We start from the raw sequence: 15,201 nt of genomic DNA, 5'->3' as shown, positions 1-15,201 counted from the left end.
ACCGCATTGGTTACGGGCCTGCCGCGGCCGCGGCGGAGTTGCGGTCTTCGGGGGAATGTTCACGAGCAGGCTCACCAAGTACCTGACGACGAGGTTCGCCAGCTTAACAGTGGCGGGAGCCAGCCGAAGTCAGCGGACGAAGTCAGGCACGCCCGTCGAGTAGCGCGCCGTTTCCGCATGGCGTCGGTGCAGCTGGTTCAGTGCCGGCAGTGCGTCGACGTCGAACCAGCCCACTTCGGATAATTCGTCGTCATTCACCCGGGCCTCACCGGAGACGTAACGGCAGCGGAAGACCAGGCTGAGAAACGTGCATACGTCCTGATTCGGGAAAGTGACGGGGCCGACGACGTCGACACTCACCAGGTGCTCCACCTCCACGGTCACCCCGGTTTCCTCGAGCACCTCGCGCGCCATTGCCTGCGCGGGGTGCTCACCGGGGTCGATAATCCCGGTGATGAGCGTCCATTGGCCGGTGTCGGCGCGCCGTCCGAGGAGGACGCGGCCGTCGTCGTCGTACACCACCGCCGCAGCGCCCGGGAGCCAGAGCGGCTCGTGTCCGATTTTGGAGCGTAAGTTCAACACGAAGTCGGGCGTGGGCATGATGCTCAGCCTAACGCGAGCACCACCCCGGCGCCGGCGATCATGAACGGGCCGAAGGGTATGGCGGACTTTGCGGTCCCGCGGCGGCTCGCGATGAGGAGCACTCCCCACAATCCGCCCAACAGGAACGCCGCGAACGTACCCCACAGCAGCGCCGGCCAACCGGCGAAGCCCAGGTAGAGTCCCAACAGCCCGGCCAGCTTCACGTCGCCGAACCCCATACCGGCCGGGTAGATAAGCCGCAGGATGAAGTAGAAGACCCAGAGGACGACGGCGCCGCCGGCAAGGGAGACGAGGCGTCCCCAGTCCTGGGCGGTGAGCGCAGCGGCGACCAGCAGGAAACCGGCGGCGGGGTAGGAGGGAAATACGATTCGGTTGGGCAGGCGGTGCGTGCGTATGTCGATGACGCTCAGCCGTACCCCGACCACGATCAGGAGCACCAGTGCTGCCGCACAGAACCAGAACGCGACGGGCACGGCGTCCCAGTACTCCCCCATCACAGCCAGCATGTGCTTACCGTAGCGGAGAACTCAGGTCGCCCTGCAACAAGCGTGACTACACTGTGGATATGTCGGCTTCCAGCAGTTCCAACCCGGCGGATGTATTTCGCTCCCTCTGCCGATCCTCGCCGTGGCGATGGGAAACGCTGCGGTTCGCCGTGTCATGGGTGACCCAGGAGGGCGAGTCTGCTCCCTTGCGCGCATGGGTCCGGCGGCCGGCCGCCCTGCGGGTCGAGGCAGCGGACGGCAAACTCCTCCACAGCAGCACCGGCAATGAGAACTCGCGCGATTCGCTTTATGTTAGCGCCAGCAAGAAGTCCTGGCTGGTGGCGCCGCGGCTGGTCACACCCGTCTATAACGACGTCGGCTACGTCCACCGCCGCCCCCAGGCAGCCTACGGCGATCCGGCGTTCGGTGATCCGCGCTGGACCGCCATGCTCGACCCCGTGGAACTGGCCGGGGATTCGCCGGTACCTTTTGCGACGCCATTCGCCAACCGGGTGGAGCTGGTAGATGTCGCCAACGAGACCTATGGCGGTCGGGACGCATTGGCGGCGACCGTGACACCGAACGTCTCCTACCAGCCCAACACGCCGGGCCGCCCGCTGATCGGCGCAGGCCGCACCCGGGTAGTAATCGACATCGCCACGGCAATCTGCGTGTCTACCACTGCCCTGGACGGCGACCTCGCCGGCTGCGGACACCGGGTGGCCATCAACGGCGTCGACGAGTACATGGTGGATGACCTGTTCATCGACGCTCCGCCCTCGCTCACGGACATCCGCGAACACATGCCGTGGCAGGTCCTCTGAGCGGTTAGACCTCCGCCCCTTCCAGGAGCTCCGTCACGAGGGCTGCGATCGGTGAGCGCTCCGAACGTGTCAGCGTAATGTGCCCGAACAAGGGATGGCCTTTGAGGGTTTCGACGACGGCGGCAATGCCGTCGTGCCGGCCAACCCTGAGGTTGTCCCGCTGTGCGACGTCGTGGGTGAGGACAATCTTCGAGTTCTGCCCGATGCGGCTCATCACCGTCAGCAGGACGTTCTTCTCAAGCGACTGCGCCTCATCGACAATCACGAACGAATCGTGCAGCGACCGGCCACGGATGTGTGTCAGCGGCAGCACCTCAAGCATTCCGCGGTCCATGACCTCTTCGACTACTTCCTGCGAGACCAGGGCTCCAAGCGTGTCAAAAACCGCCTGGGCCCAGGGGTTCATCTTGTCGCTCTCGCTTCCTGGCAGATAACCCAGTTCCTGGCCACCCACTGCATACAGCGGGCGGAACACGACGACTTTCCGGTGTTCCCGGCGCTCCAGCACGGCTTCGAGCCCCGCACACAGCGCCAGCGCGGACTTGCCGGTTCCGGCGCGCCCTCCGAGTGAAACGATGCCCACCTCAGGATCCATCAGCAGGTCGATCGCCAGCCGTTGCTCGGCGGACCGCCCGTGTAGCCCGAACACATCCCGGTCTCCGCGGACCAGACGAATCTGCTTGTCGGCGCCCACCCGGCCCAGCGCGGAGCCCTTGCCGGAATGCAGGATGACCCCGGTGTTCGCAGGAAGCTCGGCGGCGGCAGGCAGGAACACGGGCTCGTGCGTGTAGAGGGTGTCGACGTCGTCGTCCTCGGTGTCCAGCTCAGCCACGCCGGTCCAGCCGGAATCCCGTACAAGTTCGTTGCGGTACTCGTCCGCCTGCAGGCCCATCGCCGAAGCCTTCACGCGCATCGGCAGGTCCTTGGAGACGACGGTGACGTTCCGGCCCTCATCGGAGAGATTCTTCGCAACGGCAAGGATGCGCGAGTCATTATCGCCGCTGCGGAATCCGACGGGAAGCACCTCGGTGGATACATGATTGAGCTCAACGCGCAGCGTCCCGCCATCAGCCCCCAGTGGAATGGCCTTGCTCAGACCGTTATGTTCTACGCGCAGCTCATCCAGCAGTCGGAGCGCCTTGCGCGCGAAGTAGCCCAGCTCAGGGTCGTGGCGTTTACCTTCCAACTCAGTGATCACCACGATAGGCAGGATCACCTCGTGCTCGGCAAAGCGCATGATGGCGCGCGGATCGGACAACAGCACCGAGGTGTCAATCACGTAGCTTCGGCTGCCAAGGCTTTCGACAGCAGAAAGGCCCACCTCTGCGAGCACTTGTTCGTCCTGTGCTGCTCGGCGGGCCTTGCTGGTATCAAAGGCTTCTGTTGCGGATCGCTGGGTTGTGCGAGATGCGGCCACTTCAACTCCACTTCCCCGGGCGACTCGCGCCCAGGAATTCCTAGGGCTTGGGTGAGTCGGGCTGGCCTGGCGGCCGCGCACGGCCTCCCCTTCTCAGCGCGTGTGCTGTGGAGCACGTCGTCTGCATTGGTGGCCTCCCCGGCAGAAAAGCGGGTGCTTAGCTGCTGAAACTGACAATACGCTCAGCGACGACGACGGCGGCACCCACCCGGGTGGGCGTGTCGCGTGAAATTCAGGTGAACTGGTACGTCCCGTGCGCCAGGGGAAATTCAGCGGCGTTTCACGACCCGAACCGGCGCTGCCGCCTGCCATAATCGCGCAGGGCGCGGAGGAAATCAACCCGCCTGAAGTCCGGCCAGAGCGCTTCACAGAAATAGAACTCGCTGTACGCGCTTTGCCACATCAGGAAGCCGGAGAGTCGCAGTTCACCGGAGGTCCGGATCACCAGATCCGGGTCAGGCTGTCCGCGGGTGTAGAGGTATTCGGAGATCTGGCCGGCGTCGAGATTCTCGGCTACCTCAACCAGGGAGGAGTTCTCCTTGTCAGCGTGGAGGAGGAGTTCCTTTACGGCGTCGACTATTTCCCTCCGCCCCCCATACCCGACGGCGACATTGACGTGCAAGCCCTCAATACACGCCGTGCGCTCGGCGAGCTCGGTGACCTTGGATGCAAGGTGTTCCGGCAGCAGGTCCAGCGCACCCACGGGTTGAACGCGTACCTTCCGGGTCTCCCCCAATCGGTCCAGCGTGTTGCCGATGATGTCCAGCAGTTGCTCGATCTCCTCGGCGGAGCGGCTCATGTTGTCGGTGGAGAGCATGTAGAGGGTCACCATCTCCACGCCCAGCTCATCACACCAGCCGAGGAACTCGAGGATCTTGTCAGCGCCAGCCTGGTGCCCGTGCTGCGTGGGGGCGCCCGCTAGTTTCGCCCACCGCCGGTTGCCATCAACCATGACCCCGATGTGGTGTGGAATGCGGTCCGATACCAGTGAACGCTGCAACTTGCGTTCGTAGAAGTTGTAGGCGAACGACGGAAACTTCACGGCGGTGTCCACCCTTCCTTCGGTTGTGTATCGGGAGCCACCACTACCGTACCGGTAGGGGTCGAGGAGAACCTGAAAGCGCGGAGAATCCGCTTGTTACCCGTTAGTAACTAAGCGTGGGGTCGATTAGGATAACGCCCATGACCCGACGCAACAGCGGCGAATCCGCCGTCCCTTTAAGGCGCCATGAATCGGCTCCTCAACCGGGGCCGCTTGAGTCGGCAGTGGAACGGGCAGCCGACGCCCTGGACATCAAACCGAAATGGCGTGGCTGGATACACGCCGGGGCAACGCCCCTGGCTATCGCGGCCGGAATTCTCCTGGTGACTCTCGCACCCACCACCGCGGGCAAGGTGACCTCAGCGATTTATGCGATCACCGGCGTACTGCTGTTCGGGGTGAGCGCTGTGTACCACCGCGGAAACTGGCAGCCCCGCACCAAAGTGGTCCTCAAACGACTCGATCACACCAACATCATGCTGGTGATTGCCGGCAGTTACACGCCGCTCTCCTGGGCTCTGCTTGAGCGTGACAAGGCCACGCTGCTGCTCTGGCTGATCTGGTGCGGCGCCATAGCTGGCGTCCTCTTCCGGGTGCTGTGGGTCAATGCTCCGCGGTGGCTCTATGTGCCCATTTACATCGCCCTGGGCCTTGCCGCCCTGCTGTTTCTCCCGGACTTCCTGGCTGCGAGCGTCCCGGCCACTGTGCTGATTTGCGTCGGTGGAGTGCTCTACATCGCCGGGGCGGTGGTCTACGGTCTGAAGCGCCCGAACCCGAGCCCGGCATGGTTCGGGTTCCACGAGCTGTTCCATGCCTTCACGGTCGCCGCTTTTGCCGCGCACTTCCTGGCCATCCTGATTGCCGTGCTGAATCCGCTCTGACGGTTCAATAGCTAGCTGTGTGGTCCGTGCTTGCCACCGGGTACAGGGCGGTCAGCACCGGGGACATCGGTGTTGGGCTGCCCGGCCGGACCAACGCCTGGCCCCTCGGCTGTTTCCGGGGTAGCCGTGCCGGTTCCTTCTTGAGTGCCGTCCTGAGTTCCTTCCAGAGCCATGGCCCGGTACCGCACCCGGCGGATCCGCTTGACCATGTCGCGGATCAGGAAGATCACCGCGATGACCAGGAACAGCGTCGCCAGGAACCCGAGGGTACCGGGGGTCACCTCTGCGGGGTCCAACCCGGGCCGGAGCGTTGGCTCATCACCCGGAGCAGGGGTGACCGTTGCGGCCAGGAGGAGCAGGGGGAACACTGCAGAGCACCACTTTCAAGGGGAGTTGCGGTCAGGGTGTAGCCGCATAGGAAACGCGCAATCCCAGTCTAGACCTCAATACCCGCGAAGAAATCGCTCTCCGGAAGCTCCTGAGGCACCCGTGAGTGAATCAGGGAGTAGTCCTCCCAGGGCCAGACCTTCCGCTGCAAGTCCGCTGAAACCGCGAAGAAGAATCCGCCCGGTTCCACCTGCGTTGCGTGCGCAAGCAGTGCCTTCTCCCTGTGCTCGAAGAAATCGCCGCAGTCAATCTGCGTGGTGGTCTGGTGAGTGGGCATGGCTGGCTGGTGGCCCTCGGCGTCGGCCTCCAGCCAGGCAGCGATCCGTTCCGCGTAAGGCGACTGGAGCCCGGCCTCTTCCAGGGCAAAGTGCAGCGCACGGAACCGCTCCGGGTTGAAAGCGCGGTCGTAGTAGAGCTTCGACGGCGCCCAGGGCTCCCCGAGGCCGGGATAGCGGGTAGCATCGCCGGCCGCCTCATAAGCTTCGACTGCGATCTTGTGGGCCATGATGTGGTCAGGGTGCGGGTAACCGCCGTTCTCGTCGTAGCTGAGAATGACGTGCGGCCGGAACTCGCGGACGAGCCGCACCAGCGGGGCGGCCGCACGCTCGAGCGGCTGGAGGGCGAAGCACCCGTTGGGCAGGGGCGGCAGGGGGTCACCCTCGGGCAGCCCCGAGTCGACGAAACCGAGCCAGCGATGCTCAACGCCCAGCGCATCAGCTGCGGCGGCCATTTCAAGGCGCCGCAGTCCGGCTAAGTCCCGGCTCGCCTGGGCATTCTCTCCCAGCTGGGAATTGAGGATGTCGCCACGCTCCCCACCCGTTGCGGTTGCCACCATCACACGGACCCCGGCGGCCGCATAGCTGGCCATCGTTGCAGCGCCCTTGCTCGACTCGTCGTCAGGGTGTGCGTGGACCGCTAGAAGGCGGAAGCCGCCGTCGTCGGCTGGTATGGACGCCGTAGTGTCGGTGGCGTTTTCCGGGCTGGGCACTGAATGCTCCTGGAGTATCTGGTTCTGCCAGCGGCAGTCTGCCGCGGTCAGTAAGCGTGTAGTGGTGAAGCGCAGTTGGCCGGGCCATCACACTGCCAAGCAACACCACAAGAGGCGCCACAATAAACAACGTAAAATAGAAACTGATGAGCACCGACCATGCACCAGTACCTAGAGTAGCCAATCGCTACGGTGCCCCCAAGCCTGCCCGGCCCTCGGGAGCGCGGTCTCCCTCCCGCCGTCGTTGGCTGATCTGGGCAGCACTCGGGGCGGCCGTTGCCGGCACCGCAGTGTTCAGCCTCTCGGCGGGCAACCCTGCCGTTTCCTCCAAGGACGTGGGCTTCGACATAGACTCACCCGCCCTGGCACGGGTGGACTTCGAGGTCACCAAGAGCCCCGAAGCGACTGCCCAATGCGCGGTCCAGGTGTTGAACGAGTCCTACGCGATCGTGGGCTGGACCGTGATTACCATTCCCCCCACTCAGGTCGGAGAGGGAACGGGAGATGGCCGCACCACATCGCACGCGCCAGAGGTGCGCACGGACTCCCTCGGTGTAAGCGGCGGCGTCAATGCCTGCTGGATAATTGCGGACTCCTAACGGGCCTGCACACACTCCTCGCCGTTATTGGGTATTTCAAGCACGCTGACTATAATGATTTGATACGTTCCGCCCCGCCCCAGTCGGTTGCCCTTCCCCGGAAGAGACCACGCAGGCGGGGTCTTTGCTTGTTGATGCTTGCAATGAACCCGCCTGCATCGAAAGCAAAGTTTCCAGCCGAACCCCGTTGAGGGCTTCGACGCAACTAAGGAGATACCGTGTCCACCAACAGCGCATCCGTCGCGTGGCTCACGCAGGAGTCCTACGACCGCCTGAAGAATGAGCTGGCGCACCTGTCCGGTCCAGGCCGCACCGAGATTGTTGCCCGCATCGAACAGGCACGCTCCGAGGGTGACCTTAAGGAGAATGGCGGCTACCACGCTGCCAAGGAGGAGCAGGGCAAGGCCGAGGCACGTATCCGCCAGCTGACCGAGCTGCTCAACAACGCCCACGTGGGCGAAGCGCCGGAGGACAACGGCATTGTTGAGCCCGGCATGCTGGTTGTGGCGAAGATCGCCGGCGAAAAGTCCACGTTCCTGCTCGGCAGCCGCGAAGTAGCCGGTGATACAGACATCGACGTCTACAGCGAGAGGTCTCCGCTTGGCGCGGCTATCCAGGGCCATAAGGGCGGGGACAAAGTTACTTACACGGCGCCCAATGGCAAGGACATCGCGGTGGAAGTAATTTCCGCCAAGCCTTACTCCGGCTAAGCGCCTGTTCTGTTAGAAGCGGCCTACTCCTGAGGGAGTGGGCCGCTTTTTCAGTATGAGCGCCGCCAGCAATCCACCGAACGCGCCGAAGACGTGCGCCTGCCAGGAGATGTTGGAGTTGAACTGCGGCAACAGACCCCACAGCAGCGAGCCGTACATCAGGAACAGGACGAAGGCGAGCGCTATCTGCTTCCAGTCCCGGTTGTAGAACCCGCGGACCAGGAGGTAGGCGAGTAGTCCGAAGACCACGCCGGATGCGCCTATGGTTAGCCCTCCCCCGAAGATCCACACACCGATCCCCGAGGTCAGCCAGCTCAGTCCCAGCGCTGTGGCGAACCGCCTGGCACCGTCGAGGAACGCAAGGAACCCCAGCACGAGCAACGGGAGCGTGTTGCTGAAAAGGTGCCCGGCATCGGCGTGGAGAAACGGCGCGAAAAGCACTCCGTCGAGCCCGTCAAACTGTCGGGGTTCAATGGCGAGGAAACGGATGGCAATGAAGCCCGTCAGCGCATTGAGAAGGTGGACAGCCCAGAGCACACCGACAAAGACTGTCACTGCCAGCAAGCCACCCTTTGCCCTCTGCGCAAGCATGTCAGCCCTGGATGACGACGGGATGGAAGCCTTCCGCCCGGAGGTTGTTCAGGACCTGTTCGCAGTGTTCCTCGCCCTTGGTCTCCATGTTGATGGTGATCGCAACGTCTCCCATGCTGATCGAACCGCCGACCCGCGTGTGGTCCACGCCGGTCACGTTTGCGTCGGACTCGGCGATGATCCTGGAGATGGTGGCAAGCGAGCCGGGACGGTCGTCGAGCAGCATGCGCACCACGAGGTAACGTCCCGCAGCCGCAAGGCCGCGCTGGATGACCTTGAGCATCAGCATCGGGTCGATGTTTCCGCCAGAGAGTACGACGGCGGTGTTGCCCGGGTTTGCGCCGTTCTCGGTCAGTTTGCCGTCGAGCAGGGCTGCAACGCCCACCGCACCAGCAGGTTCCACGACCATCTTTGAACGCTCAAGGAGGAAGATCAGCGCACGGGCCAGCGAATCCTCGCTGACGGTCACGACGTCGTCGACCAGTTCCTTGATGATCGAGAACGGCAACTGGCCGGGCCGGCCGACTGCAATGCCGTCGGCGATGGTGGAAACCTTCGTGAGGGGAACGAGTGCGTCGGCAGCGAGCGACGGCGGGTAGGCGGCAGCATTCTCAGCCTGGACACCGATGATGCGGATCTCCCGACCAAGTTCGCGTGCCCGGGCCTTCACGGCGACAGCGACGCCGGCCAGCAGGCCTCCGCCGCCGACCCCCATCAGGATGGTGTCGACGTCGGGCACCTGCTCGAGGATTTCCAGGCCGATGGTTCCCTGGCCGGCCACCACGTCCACATTGTCGAAGGGATGGACGAAGACGGAACCGGTCTCGTCGGCGTAGCGTTTGGCCTCCGTCAGTGCTTCATCCACATTGTGGCCGTGCAGCACCACCTCGGCACCGTGTCCGCGGGTGGCGGCAAGCTTGGGCAGCGCCACGCCGAGCGGCATGTAGATGCGGGCCTGGATTCCGAGCCTGCTCGCGGCCACCGCAACGCCCTGCGCGTGGTTTCCTGCCGATGCGGCCACCACTCCACGGGCTCGCTCCTCCTGGGAGAGCCTGGCCATCCGGACGTAGGCCCCGCGCACCTTGAAGGATCCGGCCCGCTGCAGGTTCTCGCACTTCAACGAAACCTTCGATCCGGTCAGGCGTCCTAGCGCGCGGGAGTCCTCGATCGGGGTGTAGGCGATGACGCCGTCGAGCATCTTTTGGGCTGCGAGGACATCCTCGAGGGTTACTGCCAGTTGGGCGAGATCGGTGGTCACGTGGATGCTTCTTTCGTGGGAGTCCCCGGGCCGGCGAGATCACCGGCAGGAGACACAACTTGGGACGCAGCACCCGGTTCAGGGTAGTGAGGTGGGCCTCCCAGGGCCGGATCGGTTTCCCAGGAGCGTGCGGCGATATAGCGGACGACCGTGTTGAGGATGGCCAACAACGGAACGGAGAAGAGTGCACCGGGAATGCCGGCAAGGAGGGAGCCGCCTGCGACGGCGAGCACCACCGCGAGCGGGTGAAGTGAAACGGCCCGGCCCATGACGAACGGCTGCAGGACGTGTCCCTCGACCTGCTGCACCACCAGGACGATTGCCAGCATCACGAGGGCGTTGACCCAGCCATTGGCGACCAGGGCCAGAAGAACGGCGACCATGCCGGTGAACAGCGCCCCCACAATGGGGATGAATGAGCCGAGGAACACCAGCACCGTCAGCGGGAGCACCAGGGGCACCCCGATGATCGCGGCACCAAGGCCAATCCCGAAGGCATCGATGAATGCGACCAGGATCTGGACGCGTACGTAGTTGGCCATGGAGGTCCAACCACGCAGGCCCGCTCCCCTAACGGCGTCGCGTGCCCGGCGCGGGGCCAACCCGGCGGCGAAGCGCCAGATGCGCTCGCCGTCGTGCAGGAAGAAAATCAGAGCGAACACCGTCAGGAGCAAACCAGCAAGGAAGAGGCCTGCACTGCTGCCGAAGGAGAGCGCGCCGCTGACGATGACGCCGCTGTTGTTCTCGACGGCGGCAGCTGCCTCATCGATAAAGGTGTCAATCTGCGCGGATGTCAGGTGCAGCGGACCATCTGAAAGCCAGTCCTGGATCTGCTGGATCCCGGCGAGTGCTTCGTCCCAGAGATTCGCGAACCCGGCGGCAAGCTGCTGGCCCACAAGTGAGAGCGTGGCCCCGACCAGCGCCAGGAAGCCCAGAATAGTTATGGCCACCGCTACACCGCTGGGTACCCGCCGCCTGCGCAGTGCGGTAACCACCGGGGTCAGGAGGCTGGAGAGAAGGCCCGCGATCATCAGGGGGATCACGAGGAGCGAGACGTGGCTCAGCAGCCAGATAAGCACCCCGACGACGACAATCAGGAGCCCCACGCGCCAGGCCCAGGCCGCGCTCACCCGGAGTGCGTAAGGGACGTCGTCGCGCACCGGGCGCACCGTGGGCGCGGTAAACGCACCCTGGAAGTCTTGTTGCGATTCACCCCGCGATGGACGCGTCATGGATCAATCTTTCCACAGGCTGAAGCGCGATCAGTCCGTGTCTCAATTGCGTACAAATGTTTGAACTTGTTGGAAAACGTTGTAATTTGTGAGGAGCCATTCACACCCGCCCGGGAGACTCATGCTTGCTGCCGACCGCCATGCCGCCATCCTCGGCATGCTCCAGCATCAGCGGACCGTGCGGGTCGGGGAGCTTGCAGAACACCTAGGTGTCTCGGACATGACCATTCGCCGGGACATTGACGGCCTCGCTGCCGTTGGGGCCCTACGGAAGGTTCACGGCGGGGCTGCTTCCAGGGCGGCATTGAGCGCTCTGGAGCCCGGCTTCGGTGCTAACGCCGATCAGCGAACCGAGGCGAAGGAAGCCGTGGCGCTGGCAGCAGCCCGGCTCGTCGAGCCCGGCATGACCATCGCCCTCACCGGTGGAACCACCACTTACCGGCTGGCTGACCAGCTATCAGGTCCCCTGACCGTGGTGACCAATTCGCTACCCGCTGCGCAGAAGCTTCACCGCGCGAGCGCCACCGGCATCACGGTGCTGCTCACGGGAGGCGAGCGCTCACCATCCGAAGCGCTGGTGGGACCGATCGCCACCTCGGCCGTCAGGTCGCTCAACGTTGACCTGTGCTTCATGGGCACGCACGGCGTTGACGCTGCAGCTGGGATCACCACGCCGAACCTTGCCGAAGCCGAGACCAACCGGGCCTTCGCGGAACAGTGTGGCCGCCTGGTCATCCTTGCCGATTCCACGAAGTTCGGCAGGGTAAGCCTTGCGCGGATCGCAGGGCTCGACGCCGTTGACAGCATCGTCACCGACAGCGCACCGGCGGATCCGCGCTATGCACAGCTCACAAACCTCGTCATCGCAACACCGCCCTCCACCCCCATCCCGACTCCCCAGGACACCCCATGACCCAAGTAACCCCTACGCGCCTCTCTGACGGCCGTGAACTCATCTATTTCGATGCCACGGCGGAGTCAGCCGCCGCGCACCGTGACCCGTCCGCCGTCGTCGACCATCGCGGTCTTCCGCCGCGCGGCGGTACGGGGGACGTCCGCCACGACCCGCTCACCGGCGAGTGGACGGCCGTAGCTGCACACCGCCAGACGCGCACGCACCTGCCGCCAGCCGACCAGTGTCCCCTGTGCCCGTCCTCGGCGGCGAATCTGTCCGAGATCCCGGCATCGGACTACGAGGTGGTCGCCTTCGAGAACCGCTTCTCCTCCTTCGGCCCGTCCCTGGGCAGCGTCCCCGAAGTTCCCGCTGGGAGCTCGGGCTGGGGAACGACGACGTCGGCATTCGGCAGGTGCGAGGTGGTCGCCTTCGATTCGTCGCACGAAGGTTCCTTCGGCTCGCTCCCGCCTGAGCGGGCCCGGACCGTCATCGACGCCTGGGCACAGCGGACCGAAGCGCTCTCCGCGCTGGAGGGAATCCGGCAGGTTTTCCCGTTTGAGAACCGGGGTGCTGATATCGGTGTCACCCTGCTCCACCCACACGGGCAGATCTATGCGTATCCCTTCGTGACTCCGCGGGCTGCGCTGATGGGCCAGGCGGCGCGGCGCTACTTCGACGCCGTCGACGGGCGCGAGACCCTCATGGGCTCCGTATTGAAGTCCGAGCGGGACGCCGGTGAGCGCATGGTCCTTGAAGGAAAGCATTTCAGCGCGTTCGTCCCCTATGCCGCCCGCTGGCCGCTTGAGGTACACCTGGTTCCGCACCGACACGTGCCGGACATCGCGGCGCTCAACGATGAGGAGCGCGACGAGCTCACCACGCTGTACCTGGACCTGCTGGCCCGGGTGGACGGCCTGTACAGCACACCGACCCCGTACATCGCGGCCTGGCACCAGGCACCCCTGGTTCCGGAGCTCCGCGAGGCAGGCTACCTGCACCTCCAGCTCACGTCGCCCCGGCGGGCAGAGGACAAGATGAAGTTCCTCGCCGGTTCCGAAGCCGCCATGGGTGCATTCATCAACGACACCACACCGGAAAGGGTCGCAGCTACCCTGCGCGCCGCAACCTCTGCAGGGAAGGACACCCCGTGACACTCACACAGCAATTCGAGGACCGCTTTGGAACGGCAGCGGACGGAGTATGGGCTGCACCTGGCCGCGTGAACGTGATCGGCGAGCACACCGACTACAACGATGGCTTTGTGCTGCCGTTCGCCATCGACCGGGCAACCCAGGTTGCGGCCACGGTGCGCCAGGACCTGACGGTCCGGGTCAGTTCCACGTTTTCCACTGGGGCGGAAATCGTGACCAGTGACCTCGACGGTCTCGCTGCCGGCGACGTTGAAGACTGGGCCGCCTACCCCGTGGGCGTGTTGTGGGCCCTGCGGGAAGCCGGTCACGAGGTGTCGGGCATGGACCTGCTGATCGATTCGAAGGTGCCCGTTGGAGCTGGGCTTTCCTCGTCGGCGGCGATTGAGTGTGCGGTAGCTGTTGCGGCAAACGAGCTCTTTGGCCTGGGCTTGAGTGGGGCCGAGTTGGCGCTCATCGGACAGCGCGCGGAGAACGAGATGGTGGGTGCGCCCACCGGCATCATGGACCAATCGGCGTCGCTGCTTGGCAAGCATGGGCACGCGGTGTTCCTGGACTGCCGGAGCCAGCACGCTGAACTGGTTCCACTGCCCCTCCAGGAAGAGGGTTTGGCGCTGTTGGTGATTGACACCAGGGTGAGCCACTCCCACGCCACCGGAGGGTACGCGGCCCGACGTCGTTCCTGTGAAGTTGGCGCCGATGTCATGGGTGTTCCGGCGTTGAGGGACCTCACCGAAGCGGACCTCGACGAGGCCTCCGGTCTTCTGGACAAAGAAACCTTCCGCCGTGTACGGCACATCGTCACCGAGAACGCCCGCGTGCAGCGCACCGTGGAACTTCTTCGCGCCGAGGGTCCCCGCGCGATCGCGCCGCTGCTGGACGCAAGCCATGTTTCGATGCGCGACGACTTCGAGATCTCCTGTGCTGAGCTCGACCTCGCTGTCGAGTCCTCCCGGACATCCGGTGCGCTGGGTGCCCGCATGACGGGCGGCGGCTTCGGCGGGTCGGCGATCGCGCTCACGCCGGTTGAGGATATTGAGCGGGTGAGTTCTGCGGTTACCGCTGCGTTTGCTGACGCGGGCTTCACGCAGCCGGTCATCTTTGCCGTTTCCCCGGCAGAAGGTGCGGGCCGCGTCTCCTAGATCCACCCCGCATCGACTCTGGGGACGTCAAAGGAGGGGCTCCCGGCAGATGCCGGGAGCCCCTCCTTTTGAATCCGTTGCTTATGGTTAGTCGCTGCCGCGCAAGATAGCGATAAGGCGGAGGAACTCGATGTACAGCCACACGAGGGTGACCGTCAGGCCAAAGGCTGCCGTCCAGGAGTACTTGCGAGCTGCACCGTTCTTTACACCCTCGCTGATCATGGTGAAGTCGATGACCAGGGAGAAGGCGGCCAGACCGATCGCCAGCACGCCAATCAATACGCCGAGCGGGATGCCGAAGATCTCGACACCTGTTCGCAAGCCCCACGGATCGTTACTGACACCGAAGACCATCAGTCCGAGGTTTACGAGGCTGAACAATGCGTAACCGACCATCGCGATCATGAAAATCTTCATGGCTTTGGGAGTGGCGCGCACCTTTCCGCTCTTGAAGAGCAGCAGAGTCACGGCGAAGACAGACAACGTTCCAAGAAGGGCTTGTAGCGCAATATTCGGGAACTGCGCCTCCAGGATCATGGTCAGACCGCCAAGGAACAAGCCTTCGAGGAAGCCGTACCCAAGGATCAACGCTGGAACGGGCTCGCGCTTGAACGAGTTGACCAGACCGAGCACCAGTCCGCCGACCAGCCCGGCAATCATCAGTGGAACCAAGAGTCCCGGCAAGAAGAACACAGGCACAGCCGCACCGATGAGGACCATGCCGATGGTGGCGATGGTCTTGACGATCACGTCGTCGAAAGTCATGCGCCCGGTCTCGGCGGGACCTGCCGCAGGCTGGTTGTACAGGTGCTCCAGCTGCTGCTGGTTCATGGCCGACTGACCGGCCAAAGCTGTTGAACCGTATGCTGCCGGATTGTTGCCGCGGGCAGCGGTACGGAAGTTCTTACCGTTGAAAACCGGATTACCGCCGAGTGCCATGGTGATGTAGTCCTCCATCTGGGGGCTGAGATGTTTCAACCCTATCAATATCAACGCATA

17 protein-coding genes are annotated in these 15,201 nt (G+C 64.2%); 7 read left to right on the top strand and 10 right to left on the bottom strand.

Annotation, left to right across the window (positions count from 1 at the left end):
- Nucleotides 1–129 precede the first annotated feature (129 nt).
- Both ACWA1U_RS09055 and ACWA1U_RS09050 read right to left on the bottom strand, forming a co-directional pair.
- Nucleotides 130–600 carry an NUDIX hydrolase gene (locus ACWA1U_RS09055; RefSeq protein WP_463721877.1) on the bottom strand — a complete coding sequence of 157 codons (471 nt, stop codon included), beginning with the start codon at nucleotides 598–600 and terminating at the stop codon, nucleotides 130–132.
- A gap of 5 nt (nucleotides 601–605) precedes the next feature.
- Nucleotides 606–1,109, bottom strand: a complete 504-nt coding sequence (locus ACWA1U_RS09050; protein ID WP_463721876.1) for a prepilin peptidase — start codon at nucleotides 1,107–1,109, stop codon at nucleotides 606–608.
- A 59-nt stretch (nucleotides 1,110–1,168) separates the two neighbouring features.
- On the opposite strand from ACWA1U_RS09050, the gene ACWA1U_RS09045 reads away from it, so the two are divergent.
- On the top strand, nucleotides 1,169–1,912 hold the full coding sequence (locus ACWA1U_RS09045; RefSeq protein WP_463721875.1) for a hypothetical protein: 744 nt from the start codon (nucleotides 1,169–1,171) through the stop codon (nucleotides 1,910–1,912).
- A 4-nt stretch (nucleotides 1,913–1,916) separates the two neighbouring features.
- Here the strand turns inward: ACWA1U_RS09045 and ACWA1U_RS09040 are convergent, their stop codons facing one another.
- Together ACWA1U_RS09040 and ACWA1U_RS09035 are read right to left on the bottom strand one after the other, a co-directional pair.
- Nucleotides 1,917–3,245 (bottom strand): PhoH family protein, encoded by a 1,329-nt coding sequence (locus ACWA1U_RS09040; protein WP_463724993.1) that lies wholly within the window; start codon nucleotides 3,243–3,245, stop codon nucleotides 1,917–1,919.
- Nucleotides 3,246–3,609: 364 nt separating this feature from the next.
- Nucleotides 3,610–4,371 (bottom strand): isoprenyl transferase, encoded by a 762-nt coding sequence (locus tag ACWA1U_RS09035; RefSeq protein WP_463724992.1) that lies wholly within the window; start codon nucleotides 4,369–4,371, stop codon nucleotides 3,610–3,612.
- A gap of 140 nt (nucleotides 4,372–4,511) precedes the next feature.
- Between ACWA1U_RS09035 and trhA the strand changes: the two genes are divergently transcribed.
- Nucleotides 4,512–5,252: a PAQR family membrane homeostasis protein TrhA gene (gene trhA, locus ACWA1U_RS09030; RefSeq protein ID WP_463721874.1), complete on the top strand. Its 741-nt coding sequence runs from the start codon at nucleotides 4,512–4,514 to the stop codon at nucleotides 5,250–5,252.
- An 11-nt stretch (nucleotides 5,253–5,263) separates the two neighbouring features.
- Here the strand turns inward: trhA and ACWA1U_RS09025 are convergent, their stop codons facing one another.
- Both ACWA1U_RS09025 and mca read right to left on the bottom strand, forming a co-directional pair.
- The gene (locus ACWA1U_RS09025; protein ID WP_463721873.1) at nucleotides 5,264–5,620 is read right to left on the bottom strand and encodes a hypothetical protein; all 357 of its coding nucleotides are present in this window, start codon (nucleotides 5,618–5,620) and stop codon (nucleotides 5,264–5,266) included.
- 68 nt (nucleotides 5,621–5,688) lie between these two features.
- Nucleotides 5,689–6,588: a mycothiol conjugate amidase Mca gene (mca, locus tag ACWA1U_RS09020; protein WP_463724991.1), complete on the bottom strand. Its 900-nt coding sequence runs from the start codon at nucleotides 6,586–6,588 to the stop codon at nucleotides 5,689–5,691.
- 185 nt (nucleotides 6,589–6,773) lie between these two features.
- Here mca and ACWA1U_RS09015 point away from each other — a divergent pair, with 185 nt between their 5' ends.
- Together ACWA1U_RS09015 and greA are read left to right on the top strand one after the other, a co-directional pair.
- Nucleotides 6,774–7,226 (top strand): DUF4307 domain-containing protein, encoded by a 453-nt coding sequence (locus ACWA1U_RS09015; protein WP_463721872.1) that lies wholly within the window; start codon nucleotides 6,774–6,776, stop codon nucleotides 7,224–7,226.
- 218 nt (nucleotides 7,227–7,444) lie between these two features.
- Nucleotides 7,445–7,936, top strand: a complete 492-nt coding sequence (gene greA / locus ACWA1U_RS09010) for a transcription elongation factor GreA (RefSeq protein ID WP_463721871.1) — start codon at nucleotides 7,445–7,447, stop codon at nucleotides 7,934–7,936.
- 12 nt (nucleotides 7,937–7,948) lie between these two features.
- Here greA and ACWA1U_RS09005 read toward each other — a convergent pair whose 3' ends face one another.
- The 3 genes from ACWA1U_RS09005 to ACWA1U_RS08995 are packed head-to-tail and all read right to left on the bottom strand — an operon-like array spanning nucleotide 7,949 to nucleotide 11,017.
- The gene (locus ACWA1U_RS09005) at nucleotides 7,949–8,527 is read right to left on the bottom strand and encodes a rhomboid family intramembrane serine protease (RefSeq protein WP_463721870.1); all 579 of its coding nucleotides are present in this window, start codon (nucleotides 8,525–8,527) and stop codon (nucleotides 7,949–7,951) included.
- 1 nt (nucleotide 8,528) lies between these two features.
- Nucleotides 8,529–9,725 (bottom strand): threonine ammonia-lyase, encoded by a 1,197-nt coding sequence (gene ilvA / locus ACWA1U_RS09000; protein WP_463724990.1) that lies wholly within the window; start codon nucleotides 9,723–9,725, stop codon nucleotides 8,529–8,531.
- 56 nt (nucleotides 9,726–9,781) lie between these two features.
- Nucleotides 9,782–11,017: an AI-2E family transporter gene (locus tag ACWA1U_RS08995; protein ID WP_463721869.1), complete on the bottom strand. Its 1,236-nt coding sequence runs from the start codon at nucleotides 11,015–11,017 to the stop codon at nucleotides 9,782–9,784.
- A gap of 121 nt (nucleotides 11,018–11,138) precedes the next feature.
- Between ACWA1U_RS08995 and ACWA1U_RS08990 the strand changes: the two genes are divergently transcribed.
- From ACWA1U_RS08990 to galK, 3 genes are read left to right on the top strand one after another with little or no spacing between them, the layout of a single operon-like run.
- Complete coding sequence (locus ACWA1U_RS08990; protein WP_463721868.1) at nucleotides 11,139–11,930, top strand: DeoR/GlpR family DNA-binding transcription regulator; 792 nt, start codon at nucleotides 11,139–11,141, stop codon at nucleotides 11,928–11,930.
- Nucleotides 11,927–13,063: a galactose-1-phosphate uridylyltransferase gene (galT, locus tag ACWA1U_RS08985; protein ID WP_463721867.1), complete on the top strand. Its 1,137-nt coding sequence runs from the start codon at nucleotides 11,927–11,929 to the stop codon at nucleotides 13,061–13,063. The genes ACWA1U_RS08990 and galT overlap by 4 nt, the downstream gene beginning before the upstream one ends.
- On the top strand, nucleotides 13,060–14,202 hold the full coding sequence (galK, locus tag ACWA1U_RS08980; RefSeq protein WP_463721866.1) for a galactokinase: 1,143 nt from the start codon (nucleotides 13,060–13,062) through the stop codon (nucleotides 14,200–14,202). Before galT ends, galK begins: the two co-directional genes overlap by 4 nt.
- A gap of 87 nt (nucleotides 14,203–14,289) precedes the next feature.
- Here galK and ACWA1U_RS08975 read toward each other — a convergent pair whose 3' ends face one another.
- A complete protein-coding gene (locus ACWA1U_RS08975; protein ID WP_463724989.1) occupies nucleotides 14,290–15,141 on the bottom strand; it encodes a Bax inhibitor-1/YccA family protein in 852 nt (283 codons plus the stop codon).
- Nucleotides 15,142–15,201 lie beyond the last annotated feature (60 nt).

It is taken from the genome of Arthrobacter sp. TRD_SC_6 (assembly GCF_055361185.1).
Note: the sequence above shows the minus strand (reverse complement) of the source record. Positions and strands in the feature narration are given on the sequence as shown.